At 36.9% G+C, this 13,324-nt stretch carries 10 protein-coding genes and 1 other RNA gene; all 11 read right to left on the bottom strand.

Annotated features, from left to right (window positions below; translation table 11 throughout):
- Positions 1-288 precede the first annotated feature (288 nt).
- The gene (gene recD2 / locus TX86_RS01870) at positions 289-2,703 is read right to left on the bottom strand and encodes an SF1B family DNA helicase RecD2 (RefSeq protein ID WP_042350049.1); all 2,415 of its coding nucleotides are present in this window, start codon (positions 2,701-2,703) and stop codon (positions 289-291) included.
- Between the two features lie 34 nt (positions 2,704-2,737).
- A complete protein-coding gene (locus TX86_RS01865) occupies positions 2,738-3,403 on the bottom strand; it encodes a tetratricopeptide repeat protein (protein ID WP_042345710.1) in 666 nt (221 codons plus the stop codon).
- 84 nt (positions 3,404-3,487) lie between these two features.
- On the bottom strand, positions 3,488-4,051 hold the full coding sequence (locus TX86_RS01860; protein ID WP_042345708.1) for a DUF4825 domain-containing protein: 564 nt from the start codon (positions 4,049-4,051) through the stop codon (positions 3,488-3,490).
- Between the two features lie 112 nt (positions 4,052-4,163).
- Positions 4,164-5,279, bottom strand: coding sequence for a tRNA 2-thiouridine(34) synthase MnmA (gene mnmA / locus TX86_RS01855; protein WP_042345706.1), 1,116 nt, complete (start codon positions 5,277-5,279; stop codon positions 4,164-4,166).
- A gap of 21 nt (positions 5,280-5,300) precedes the next feature.
- The gene (locus TX86_RS01850; RefSeq protein WP_042345704.1) at positions 5,301-6,446 is read right to left on the bottom strand and encodes a cysteine desulfurase family protein; all 1,146 of its coding nucleotides are present in this window, start codon (positions 6,444-6,446) and stop codon (positions 5,301-5,303) included.
- A gap of 227 nt (positions 6,447-6,673) precedes the next feature.
- On the bottom strand, positions 6,674-7,093 hold the full coding sequence (gene cymR, locus TX86_RS01845; protein ID WP_042345702.1) for a cysteine metabolism transcriptional regulator CymR: 420 nt from the start codon (positions 7,091-7,093) through the stop codon (positions 6,674-6,676).
- Positions 7,094-7,372: 279 nt separating this feature from the next.
- On the bottom strand, positions 7,373-8,695 hold the full coding sequence (locus TX86_RS01840) for an S-layer homology domain-containing protein (protein WP_042345699.1): 1,323 nt from the start codon (positions 8,693-8,695) through the stop codon (positions 7,373-7,375).
- A gap of 193 nt (positions 8,696-8,888) precedes the next feature.
- Positions 8,889-10,172, bottom strand: coding sequence for a replication-associated recombination protein A (locus tag TX86_RS01835; protein ID WP_042345697.1), 1,284 nt, complete (start codon positions 10,170-10,172; stop codon positions 8,889-8,891).
- A 36-nt stretch (positions 10,173-10,208) separates the two neighbouring features.
- Positions 10,209-10,976, bottom strand: coding sequence for a tRNA threonylcarbamoyladenosine dehydratase (locus TX86_RS01830; protein ID WP_042345695.1), 768 nt, complete (start codon positions 10,974-10,976; stop codon positions 10,209-10,211).
- A 311-nt stretch (positions 10,977-11,287) separates the two neighbouring features.
- Positions 11,288-11,473, bottom strand: a non-coding RNA gene (gene ssrS, locus TX86_RS26030) — 6S RNA.
- 62 nt (positions 11,474-11,535) lie between these two features.
- A complete protein-coding gene (gene aspS / locus TX86_RS01825) occupies positions 11,536-13,311 on the bottom strand; it encodes an aspartate--tRNA ligase (RefSeq protein ID WP_042345693.1) in 1,776 nt (591 codons plus the stop codon).
- Between the last annotated feature and the right edge of the window lie 13 nt (positions 13,312-13,324).

The raw sequence follows: 13,324 nt of genomic DNA, 5'->3' as shown, positions 1-13,324 counted from the left end.
GCGACGTATAGATTGGAACACTTCGACTGAGATAAAGGAAACACCGATATGTGGAGAACGCCCGTTTATCGGTGACAAGCATAAGGCAAGCGGGCTAGAAGGTCGCTTTTAACCTTCTGGACTGATTGACTTATGACCTCGAGCCGATGGCGTTCGGAACTAGACAACACGATGAGGCGGTAGCCGTTTCGATGTTGACTTATCGTAGGGAGATGGGCGAAATCTACTAGTCGCTGGGCGCTGGAGCTAGACACCACACAAAAATGTATACATGCTCACTTTGCTTTTTTACTTACTTTCCATAAAATCATAAGGTGTTAAATCCTCCATACCAATCATCGGATCCGTATTTAATAAATCGCGCAAATAATCTTCTGTTGAACTACTTTGCCCTTCTTCTCGTACTACATCAGGAATAGAAGAAGAACTTGATTCAACAGAAAACGCTTGGCGCAATTTCTGTATTAAAGTTGTGTTCCGATCGTGGTCTTGGGTTCTTTCCACACCCATGCGTAACGCTTCTTCTTCACCACATAAAATTAGAAATTGTTTACTACGCGTAATACCAGTATAAATTAACTTTCTTCTGAGCATACGGTAATAACTCTTCACAACAGGCATAATCACAATGGGAAATTCGCTTCCTTGCGACTTATGAATGGAACAGCAATATGCATGGGTAATTTGCGTTAAATCTTGCTTTGTGTAAGCTACTTCTATCCCATCAAATGATATGTATAACATATCTTGTTTCTCTGTATTTTCCTTTGCATATGAAATCGATATAATCTCCCCCATATCACCGTTGAAAACATTGCTTTCAGGCTGATTAACAAGCTGTAATACTTTATCACCTATACGATATACACTATCTCCAAACGCAAGCTCTCTTCTTTGTCCATCACTATTAGGATTAAAGATTTCTTGTAATAATTTATTCAATGCATCAATTCCGGCAGGACCCCGATACATTGGTGCTAGCACTTGAATATCCTTCGCCGTATAACCTTTCTTCTTGGCATTTGCTACAACCTTTTCTACGACCTGTGCAATCTGAGCTGTTGTACAAGGAAAGAACGAGCGATCTTTCTGCTGAGCGGTTATATTTGCTGGCAAACGACCTTTCTTCATTTCATGAGCTAATTCGATAATAGAAGAGCCATCTGCTTGACGGTAGATACTTTCTAACTTGATGATTGGTACACATTCTGATTCCAATAAATCTTTCAACACTTGCCCTGGGCCGACAGATGGGAGTTGATCCTCATCACCAACAAATATAACCTGAACAGTATCAGGTAGTGCTTTCAATAATTGATGACCTAACCAAGTATCCACCATCGACATCTCATCAATAATAACAATTCTACCTTCAATTGGATTCTCTTCATCATAACTAAACCCTTCGCTACCATTCCATCCTAATAAGCGATGAATCGTTACTGCTGGAAGACCTGTTGACTCCGTCATTCGCTTAGCTGCTCGACCTGTTGGTGCTGCTAACACAAACGGAAATTGATCTTTATCCTTATACGCATGTCGATCCATGGATACCCCATGCAATTCACTATATAACTCAACAATACCTTTAATAACGGTTGTCTTTCCAGTACCAGGTCCACCTGTTAAAATCATCATCGGTGACATTAAAGCCGTTTGAATACCTTCTTTTTGTGCTGGTGCATATTCTACTTCCAATCTTTCTTCAAGTTCACCAAGTGCTAATAAAAACTCCGATTCAGGAAAAGCATCACTGTACTCTGTTTGTGCCATAATACGTTTAATATGTGTCGCAATACCTTTTTCCGAAAAATATAGAGAGGGCGAATAAACACGCATATCCTCAATAATAATTTTTCCTTCTTCCGCAAGTTCATTTACCCCTGTTGAAATAGATTGAAATTCGATTGCATCGCGCTTATTACCTTCTAACAGTTCCTGAACACTCTGCAATAGCTGCTCAGCCTCTATGTAGACATGCCCTTCTTGCAAACATTCCGTCTCCAATGTATACAAAATACCAGCTTTAATTCTGTCTTTATGACTACCACTAATCCCCAAGTGAAACCCAAGCTCATCCGCTCTACCAAAGCCTACCCCTTCAATATCTTCTACCAGCTTATACGGATTCTTTTGAATAATACTTAAAGTTTCTTGCTTGTAGACTTGATAAATTTTCATCGATAACTGTGGACCAAAGCCATATTGATTAAGAGCAATCATCACTTGCTCAAGCCCTTGATGCTCAATTAATGTATCATAAAGGTTTTTTGCTTTATCACCAGATAATCTTGGTACTGAATCTAGAAGGGCTGGATCAGCAAGGATTTTCGAAATAGCATTATCACCGATAAAATCAACAATGTTTTCAGCTGTTTTCTTACCGATTCCTTGGAAGAGGGCACTAGATAAGTAGTTAACCACACCTTCCTTAGATTGAGGCATATCCTTTTGAAAATGGTCGACAGCGAATTGAACACCAAACTTTGGATGTTCTTTCAGTTTTCCATAGAAGATATACGTTTCATGCTCATAAATAGGAGGAAAATAGCCGACAATCACTACTTCTTTTTCATCGTAAACAGCATTTGTTTCATCGACACGAATACGCACAACAGAGTATAAATTTTGCTCATTATGAAAAATCGTAACGATATGACGTCCCTTCATATAAATCTTCGTTGGTTCTTCAAATAAGTTCATTTCATCCTGTTGCACAACTCTTCCCTCCTTCTCATTATTGTTCTGCTAACAACTGCTCCATAATCTTCTTACCATTTGCAGCTAGCATATGGTCACTTTGTGCTTCAAGTGCCTTTGTAAAGCACTCTAACGCCTTCTCAGCATCTTCTAAATGCCCTGCATAAGCAACCCCTAAATTATAAAGTGCATCTGCATGCTTAGGATCTCTCTCTAAAACTTCCTCTAATACTTTAATTAGCTCTTCATATAACTCTGCATTCGCTAAACATAATGCATATTGAAAGCGAGCATCATTATCTTCAGGATTTAGTTCAACACTACGTTGAATATATGGCATAGCAAGCTTTGGTTGATCTAATTGCTGCAATGTCATTCCTAACATGAAATAACAATCACTATTTTGTAAGCCTACTTTTATCGCTTTCTCAAACTGATCTTTCGCTGCCATCAATTTATCATTATCATAATACAGGTTTCCTAGTGCATAGTATGCAGCACCTGCATTTTCATCAATAGAAATTGCTTTATTATAAAAGTTCTCCGCTTTGGCTACTTCACCAACAGCAGTTAACACATTTCCAAAGTTAATATACGAAACAGCATCATTCGGATTTTCTTCAATTGCTTCAGAAAATACCTTTGCTGCTTCCTCCCATTTACCTTCTTGCATGTATTGAATGCCTTGTTCATTTTTGTTCATAACTATTCACACTCCATTTTTTCTATAAAGAAGTATATCATATTTCCTTTCATACGTTACTTAGAAGGACGCATGAAGCACAAATTATGATTGAATGGGATGGTTTTTAAAGAATTCCTTCAGCTTAGCATCATCACCAATTGTATCTTCTAAAACTTCTTTATTCCATGCTTTCTCATCTTCAGCAAATTTACGTACATCTTTTCCATAGAAATCATCAATTTGTTTTCTTGTTACTTTAAATGATTTAGGAGCTGTAGTATATAATTTAAATTCAACCTCATCAACATTTTGAATTAAAATAAAATATGTTGTAGCGTTATTTAAGAAGGCTCTTTGTGTGACTTCCTCATTCCAATAATCTTCAAAATCGTCACCCTTAATATTTGATCCTTCTTTTATTCCATAATCAATGGTAATTCCATATGGCTTCTTATCTGTTTGTAAAGATACTCGTTTCACATATTTTCCACCTGGCAATAAATAACTCAAGTTCACTACTGAACTTGAATCTCCAATATAAGAATCTTTAAAAGTTAATAGCTCTTCCACCGTATTCTTTTTCGTTTCTTCCTTCTTAGATTGACATCCCATTAGTGCCATACTAAATAAGAAAACCGAGCAAATTAGTAAAATTGAACGTTTCAATTGATTTACACTCCTTTTATCGTCTATCAATTATTGTATTATAGACAAAAAACCTCAGCTCATAATCAGAACTGAGGTTTTCTCATTGAATCTGCTATTAAGCACAGTCTCATTATCCTACATAAGTAAGCTGTTCACCATTTTTGTATATCGTATCAATCGTTCCGCCACCAAGGCACTCATCACCATCATAAAATACAACAGCTTGACCTGGTGTGATAGCGCGTGTAGGCTCATCAAAAATAACCTCGACACGATCATCTGCTAAGATTTTCACCGTCACGCCATTATCAGTTTGACGATATCGGAACTTAGCCGTACATTTGAATTCTACTGACTTTGGTTGATTCGATACCCAGCTCACGTTCACAGCTTGAAGGGAAGTAGAGTATAATACTTCATTTTCAAACCCTTGAGCTACATATAGCACATTGCGTTTTAAGTCTTTCCCAACCGCAAACCACGGATCACCGCTTCCACCGATTCCAAGACCATGACGTTGACCAATTGTATGATACATTAAGCCATCATGTTTACCCTTCACTTCTCCGTCCATTGTTTCCATATTACCAGGCTGTGCAGGTAAATAATTGCTAAGGAATTCTTTAAAGTTTCTTTCTCCGATGAAGCAAATTCCAGTAGAATCTTTTTTCTTCGCAGTCGCTAAGCCTGCTTCAGCAGCAATTCGGCGTACTTCAGGCTTTGGAAGATGTCCAAGCGGGAACATGACTTTTTCCAATTGTGCTTGTGTAAGTTGATTTAAGAAATACGTTTGGTCTTTATTATCATCAACACCACGAAGCATCTTGTATTCTCCATCACAATATTCAACTCGTGCATAATGACCTGTAGCTAAATAATCTGCTCCAAGGCTAATGGCATGTTCAAGAAACGCCTTGAATTTAATTTCTTTGTTACACATTACATCAGGATTCGGTGTTCTTCCTGCACGATATTCATCTAAGAAATACGTGAATACCTTATCCCAATACTGCTTTTCAAAGTTTACTGCATAATAAGGGATGCCAATTTGTTCGCAAACTTTCATTACATCTTCATAGTCTTCCGTTGCTGTACAGAAGCCATTTTCATCTGTATCATCCCAATTTTTCATAAAAATACCAATTACATCATAACCTTGTTGTTTTAGTAAAAGAGCGGCTACAGAGGAATCAACTCCTCCAGACATTCCAACTACAACGCGGGTATCTTTTGGTGCTTTCGTCATTGCTTTCTTACCCCACTTTATTTATTGTTTCGTAAGACGCTTTACAATTCTCACTATTTCATTCGCAACCTGTTTTACTTGGTCACTCGTATTATTTAAACCGAAACTAAATCGAATTGAATTCGTCGTTTTTTCATGATTTTTACCGAACATCGCTACTAATACATGTGATGGATCAATAGTTCCTGCTGTACATGCTGAACCACTTGAAGCAGCAATACCCATAATATCAAGATTAGCAAGCATAACCTCAATATTTGTTCCTGGAAAACTAATATTCAACACATGAGGCAACGAATTCTCAAGTGTACCATTCACAGAAAAAGCCATTTGCTCTTCTGTAAAAATATGAATCATTTGCTCTTTAAATTGCTTGTATAACTGTTGCTTCTCTACCATCATTTCTTGTGCAATTGTAGCAGCTTTCGCAAATCCAAGAATGGCAGGAAGATTTTCTGTTCCAGCTCTTCGCTTTTTCTCTTGTTCTCCACCATGCATTACAGGTTCAAGGGCAATTCCATCTTTACAATAAAGAAAGCCTATTCCTTTTGGACCATTGATTTTATGAGAGGATACAGAGAGCAAATCAATTTTCATTTCTTGTACATTAATTGGCATAATACCATATGCTTGAACAGCATCTGTATGAAAATACGCTTGGTGGTCATGTAACATTTCACCAATAGCTTGTACATCTTGAAGCGTTCCTACTTCATTATTTCCAAACATAATAGAAACCAGTATTGTATCATCTCTTAATGCATTTTGTAAGTCTTCTAGCAATATTTGCCCTTGGTCATTTACTGGTAAATACGTTACTTCAAATCCTTGCTTCTCCAAATGTTGACATGTATGCAATACAGCATGATGTTCAATGGCTGTCGTAATTATATGTTTACCTTTATTCGCATATGCATAAGCTACACCAGTAAGTGCATGGTTGTCACTTTCAGTACCACCACTAGTAAAAATGATTTCATTTTCTTTAGCTGCAATCGTTTTTGCTAATTGTCGGCGCGCTTCATTGATGGCCTTACGCGCTTCTCTTCCAAAGTAGTGAATGCTTGATGGATTACCATAGTTCTCTTGCATCGCTTTCATCATTTCATGTGCTACATCTGGATGCATAGGAGTTGTAGCGGCATGATCGAGATAGATTCGTTCCACTACCTCTCCCTCCTTTATTTATGTTTATTAATAAAAAGACAGTGATGATTTTTCTCTGTCTAACCTTTCACCTGCCATGCTCGGAAATAAGCCAATCTGTTTTGAAAACCAAGTGCGAGTTTTCAAGAACAGCTTATCTTATTTCTGCCTCATAGCCCTTTTTTATTGGGAGTATTTCAAGAAGCAAAAGCATCAATCAAAAAAGACCGGTGACGGTTTTTCTTTATTTAAATATAATACATATAAGATTCGATATTATCATCTTCATTGTAGTTTGCTAAATCTTCTAGAGTTGTTGTGTCTAGAACATCTTTTACTGCATCACGAATTCGAATCCATAGCGCTCTTTTTGCAGGTTCTTCATCTTCAATACCTTCTACTGGACTAATAGGTCCTTCTAACACTCTGATAATATCCCCAGAAGTGATTACATTTGGATCCTTCGCTAACACATATCCACCGTATGCGCCTCTAATACTTCTAACTAGACCAGCGTTTCTTAGCGGAGCAATTAATTGCTCCAAATAGTGCTCGGATAAATCATGTCTTTGGGCAATCGACTTTAATGAAGTAGGCCCTTCTCCATGCTTCTTTGCAAGTTCTATCATAATCGTTAAACCATAACGTCCTTTAGTAGAAATTTTCATATATATAGCACCCCAATTAAATTTATTACATAATGTTTATGTACGACCGTAAGTTATCCAATAACCTGAATTAAATAGACTTTTGAAATTATATCATACTTAAGTATAACAATGTATTTACTTCTATTATACCGTATTGTAACAAACTACAAACATTTTAAACTCACACATGTAAAAAATTCCCTGAATAATAAAAACGATAGAAAAAGAAGCCATGCTCAATTTAAACATGAGCATGGCAAATGAATATTCTTATAATGAATTTCCTACATGAGTAACTTATTTTGCAACGCTTTGCAATGCTCTTACTGCTACTGCCGCAAATTGACCTCTTGTAGTAGAAGAGTATAAATCAAATGAACCGTTGCTACCTAACATTAACTTATTAGTAGCTACTGCTTGAACAGCATTGTAACCCCAGTATGTCTTAGGAACATCTTTAAATACAACTGGCTTACCTTCTGCTTTCAACTTAAATGCAGTTGAAACTACTTTCGCTAACTGTATTCTAGTAAGGCTATCGTTCGGATTAAATTTCTCTGCTTTCGTAAATACACCAAGTGCAGTTAATTTAGCAATCGCCATATAAGCTGGATGGTTTTTGGGTACATCTTTGTATCCTGGATCAACAGGAATTTCTTTTGTCATTGGAATCGAGCTGTATAGAATCATTGCAACTTCTGCTCTCGTAATAGCTTTATCTGGATACACAAATCCTTTTTCATCTACTGATAACACATTATTGGATACTAAATATGACAGTTCTTTCTCAGCCCAATGACCTTTTATATCAGCTGGAACCGTAGGCTCTGGTTTTGGTTCTGGATTCGGCTCAGGCGTTATTTGCTTAGCAATAGCCTCTAATAATGCAGCGCTCATGATTTTATATCCATCAATATTTGGATGAATATCTGTCGCATTAGGCAAGTTCTTCTTTAACGCAGCCATATCATCTCCGCCCATTTGCTCATAAACTGAAACAAATGTTGCCCCACCAAGAATAGTAGCTTCTGAGACTGTTTTGTTTAATGTTTTTGCAAGCGAAGCAAGTTGAGTAACTTGAGCTTGATCTGGAAGGTACGGGAATGGGAAATAAATACCCATAACATATACTTTAGCCTCAGGATTTAAAGCTTTAATTGTTCCTAAGATTTTTGCATAGTTTGTAGCAACTTCTTGTAATTTAGCAGGTAATTTTGTTACATCAAAAGTAATGGTTCCTGCAGCAAGGTCAATTTTTGCTTCTTGTAAAATATCATTTGCTCCGGCAGAAATAGTAATTAAGTTTGCTTTTTTGACCGCTTCTTGTAGCTTAGAATCTGTTGTTAATTTGTTTAACACATCCGTAGTTTTATCTCCTGAATCGGCAAAATCCTTTGAATAGCTACCAAGGATACTTTTTTCTTTAAATGTATTTGCTGTGAAATCAGAAAAACCTAAATCAATTTTTTTGTCCGGTGTTTGCCCCTTCGCCAACGAATCACCGATTGACAAGTAATGAACTTGATCCGTCTGTGCAGCTGATGATGGTGAGCCTGCTAGACTCATAAATAATGCAAAAATCAAAATAAAACTCAAAATACTTCTCGATACTCTTTTCATCTTTCCACTCCCTACCTTTTTTCTATTTTCTTGCAATAAAGAATATGACTTTGTAACTATATGAAACTATCAACGAAAACATACAAAAAAAAGTGACACCATTCATAATGTAAAATTATTTCATGGTGTCACTTTCATTTTGCTACGCAGTCTTATTTAGTTAATTTTAACAAAATAACCATGAAATGTGTGATTATTTTTTTGATTGATTTCTTAAACCGTTCAATCGTTCATGAATCATAGATAGTTTTTTTTCTTCCCCCGCTTGTTTCGGTTGATAATACACGGCATCTTGCAATTCTTTCGGTAAATATTCTTGATACACCCAGCTATTCGGATAATCATGCGGATATTTATAGCCTATTCCATGTCCTAATTCCTTCGCTCCTTGATAATGAGCATCCTTTAAGTGTGCAGGGATATCACCTGTTCTACCTTTTCGAACATCTGCAATAGCAGCATCTAAAGCAACATAAGCTGAATTAGACTTAGCTGATAAGCATAACTCAATAACAATATTCGCTAAAGGAATTCTAGCTTCTGGTAAACCAAGACGTTCTACTGTCTGAATAGCTGGTAACACTCGCGCACACAATTCTGGATTCGCTAACCCAATATCTTCGTAGCCAATAACTAGTAAACGACGACAGATGGCTACTAAATCTCCACCTTCTAAAAGTCTAGCAAGATAATGTAATGCCGCATTAACGTCACTACCTCTTATACTTTTTTGAAAGCTAGAAAGCAAAGAATAGTAAATATCACCTTTGTTATCATGTGAAAATCCTTTATTCTCGATGCTCTGATTAACCACATCTTCTTCTATAATAATACTGCCATCATCACTTCGGTCAGATGCCATAACAATATCTTCAAGCAAATTCAATGCTGTTCGTCCATCACTTGTCGTCGCTGCTATTTTATCCAATAAAACATCTTCAATGGTTATGTTCATTTTTCCTAATCCTTTATTAGGATCTATAACCGCTCGCTCTAATAATTTTTTGATAGCTGACTGCGACAAAGGCTTTAGTTGTTTAATTTGTCCACATCGAGATCGAATCGCACTATTTACACTATGAAAGGGATTTTCTGTCGTGGCACCAATTAATACAAATACACCTTCTTCTAATGCTTTCAAAAGAGAGTCTTGTTGGCTTTTATTAAAACGATGAATTTCATCAAGAAATAGAAGTGCATTTCTCGTTAATCGCGCTTCTTCGATGACATTTTCAACATCCTTCTTCCCACATGTTGTTGCATTTAAGGCATAGAAGTCTCTCTTCGTACTTCCCGCAATAGCATATGCGAGTGAAGTTTTCCCCGTTCCCGGCTCGCCATATAACAACATCGAAGGAACATGTCCATTTTTTATCATTTTAAAAAGTGCAGAATTAGGGCCGATAATGTGCTCTTGACCAACAACTTCTTCAATAATAGAAGGTCTTAATCTATGTGATAAAGGTTCATGATACATGACTAACGAAACCTCCTTCTGAGCATAATTCTCTCGTTACTTGTCGTCACTCATACGAACAATTTTAACGTCTTTCACAATTTCACGAACAACCCAACTTGCCGCAATTAATCCTGCTACAGATGGAACAAAAGCGTTTGAAGACGGTGGCATTTTCGCTTTACGGATATTCGCCTCTTCATTGCCCACTTCTTTCACAACATCCTCTCTAATAACAATCGGACTTTCATCAGAGAAGACAACTGTAATTCCTTTTCTAATGCCTTCTTTTCGTAATCTTGTACGAATAACTTTCGCCAATGGATCTGTATGTGTCTTAGATATATCCGCAATTTGAAAACGTGTTGGGTCCATTTTATTTGCCGCACCCATACTTGAGATAATCGGAATATTTCGCTCTAAACATTCTTTCATTAGATGGATTTTATATGAAATCGTATCAGAAGCATCTACTACATAATCCAATCCATAGCTAAAAAATTCCTCATACGTTTCTTCCGTATAAAACATTCTTAAAGAAATAACTTCACATTCAGAATTAATATCTGCGATTCTTTCTTTCATTAAATCTGCTTTAAATTGTCCAACTGTTGATAGTAGAGCATGAATTTGTCGATTCACATTCGTAATATCTACATCATCCTTATCTACTAATATTAAACGTCCAACTCCAGAGCGTGCTAAAGCTTCCGCAGCAAATGAACCAACTCCACCCACTCCTAGTACAGCCACTGTTGTATTCTTTAATTTTTCCATTCCTTCTTTTCCAATAGCTAACTCATTTCGAGAAAACTGATGCAACATAACTCCCAACTCCATCTTCCTAAATTTTATGTATTTTCATTTAATTCCCAGAAAGAACATACGTTTTATATGTATTATAAATGATATTACAACAAATAACAAAATAAAGAAAAAACGGCACCGGTCCTTTTTCATGAATGCTTTTTCCCTTGAGTTTAACTTCAATGGAAAAGGGCAGGTATAAGATTTGGCACCATGCCCTAAATCATGTACTTTCTTATTTTTGAACAAAAAAACGGAGCATCTCTTCAAATGAGATTCTCCGTTCTTACTCAAAGCGCATCTCGCGCATTTAATCCATAAAAAGGCGTAAGAGCCCCGATCATGCCGTTTCCGCCTTCGTTTTGAACCCGCTCTACGCAGGTGGGTGCTCCGTTTGCAATATTGTAAGTCCACAACGAATGAGGCATTTACGCATTTGCAAAACCTAGAGCTCCCGAAACTATAAGTGTTCGGTCAAAACTTATAGGTGAAGATAACGTACATATCAGGACTCTTACTTGATGAATGTATCATATCACATTGAAACAATCGTTTTCAAGCGATACTGGGTGATTCTTTAGTCCTTTTTTTGTCCAGTTAATGCCAATCGTAATTCGATTAATTGGTCCACACTTACTGGGCTTGGAGCTTCTGTTAGAAGACAACTTGCACTAGCAGTTTTAGGGAATGCAATTGTATCTCTTAGGTTTGTTCTACCAGCTAGTAGCATAACAAGACGGTCTAAACCAAGAGCGATACCACCATGCGGAGGAGTACCATAATCAAATGCATCTAATAAGAAACCAAATTGCTCTTGTGCTTCTTCATCAGAGAATCCAAGTACTTTAAACATTTTCATTTGAATATCTCTTTCGAAGATACGAAGTGATCCACCACCAAGCTCGTAACCATTTAATACGATATCATAAGCTTGTGCACGAGCATTTTGAGGTTCTGTATCTAACTTATCAATATCTTCTCTAAATGGCATAGTAAATGGATGGTGAGCAGCGAAATAACGACCAGATTCTGCATCATACTCAAGTAGTGGCCAATCTGTTACCCATAAGAAATTGAATACATTTTCATCAATTAAATCTAGGTCTTTAGCAAGCTTACCACGAAGTGCTCCTAACGCATCAGCTACAACCGTTTTGTTGTCTGCAACAAATAGTAATAAATCTCCATCTTGTGCTTTTAAAGTAGCTGTAAGTGCAGCACCTTCTTCACCTTCAAAGAACTTCGCAATTGGTCCTTTTAAGCCTTCTGCATCTACTTTTAACCATGCTAGACCTTTTGCTCCATAAACAGCAGCAAATGCACCTAATGCATCAATATCTTTACGAGAGTACTTCTCTGCAGCACCCTTCACATTGATTGCTTTAACTTGTCCACCAGTAGCAATGGCACTTGCGAATACTTTAAAGCTAGAATCTTTCACGATTTCAGATACATCCACTAATTCAAGACCAAAACGAGTATCTGGCTTATCAGAACCAAAACGACTCATAGCTTCATCATATGTCATGCGAGGTAAAGGTAATGTAATATCAACACCTTTTACATCTTTCATAACCTTTTGCATCATGCGCTCTGTCATACCCATAATGTCCTCTTGACTCATAAAGCTAGTTTCAATATCTATTTGCGTGAATTCAGGTTGACGATCTGCACGTAAATCTTCATCACGGAAGCAGCGAGCAATTTGATAATAACGCTCAAAGCCAGCAACCATTAATAATTGTTTAAATAATTGAGGACTTTGTGGCAATGCGTAGAATTCTCCATCATGAACACGGCTAGGTACTAAATAGTCACGCGCTCCTTCTGGTGTACTTTTCGTTAACATTGGCGTTTCAACATCTAAGAAACCTTCTGTATCTAAGAAGTTACGAACTGTTTTTGTTACATCATGACGCATTTTGAAAGTTTCATACATTTTTGGACGACGAAGGTCAAGATAACGATATTTTAAACGAAGGTCTTCTGATACATCATCTTTATCATCAATTAAAAATGGTGTTGTTTTTGCCTCATTTAGAATTGTTACTTCTTCAGCTGTTACTTCAATTGTACCTGTTTTTAAGTTTTTATTAATTGTTCCTTCAGCACGAGCAATAACTGTACCTGTAAGACTGATTACATATTCATTACGAATTTTTTCTGCTATTGCTAAAGCTTCTTGTGATACATCAGGATTAAATACAACTTGAACGATACCAGTACGGTCGCGAAGATCAATAAAGATTAATCCCCCAAGGTCTCTTCGTTTTTGTACCCATCCTTTTAGTGTTACTTTTTCTCCAATGGCACTTTCTAAAATTTCGCCACAAAAATACGATCTGCCAAACATCCCTAATTTCCTC

Source organism: Bacillus massiliigorillae, from assembly GCF_000380245.2.
Classification (GTDB): Bacteria; Bacillota; Bacilli; order Bacillales; family DSM-1321; genus Bacillus_AD; species Bacillus_AD massiliigorillae.
This window is presented reverse-complemented; position numbering and strand designations above follow the sequence as displayed.

Coding starts and splice junctions, on each gene's coding strand:
- recD2 (WP_042350049.1), bottom strand. CDS start 2,703: ATGAACTTATTTGAAGAACCAACGAAGATTTATATGAAGGGACGTCAT.
- TX86_RS01865 (WP_042345710.1), bottom strand. CDS start 3,403: ATGAACAAAAATGAACAAGGCATTCAATACATGCAAGAAGGTAAATGG.
- mnmA (WP_042345706.1), bottom strand. CDS start 5,279: ATGACGAAAGCACCAAAAGATACCCGCGTTGTAGTTGGAATGTCTGGA.
- cymR (WP_042345702.1), bottom strand. CDS start 7,093: ATGAAAATTTCTACTAAAGGACGTTATGGTTTAACGATTATGATAGAA.
- TX86_RS01840 (WP_042345699.1), bottom strand. CDS start 8,695: ATGAAAAGAGTATCGAGAAGTATTTTGAGTTTTATTTTGATTTTTGCA.
- TX86_RS01835 (WP_042345697.1), bottom strand. CDS start 10,172: ATGTATCATGAACCTTTATCACATAGATTAAGACCTTCTATTATTGAA.
- TX86_RS01830 (WP_042345695.1), bottom strand. CDS start 10,976: ATGTTGCATCAGTTTTCTCGAAATGAGTTAGCTATTGGAAAAGAAGGA.
- aspS (WP_042345693.1), bottom strand. CDS start 13,311: ATGTTTGGCAGATCGTATTTTTGTGGCGAAATTTTAGAAAGTGCCATT.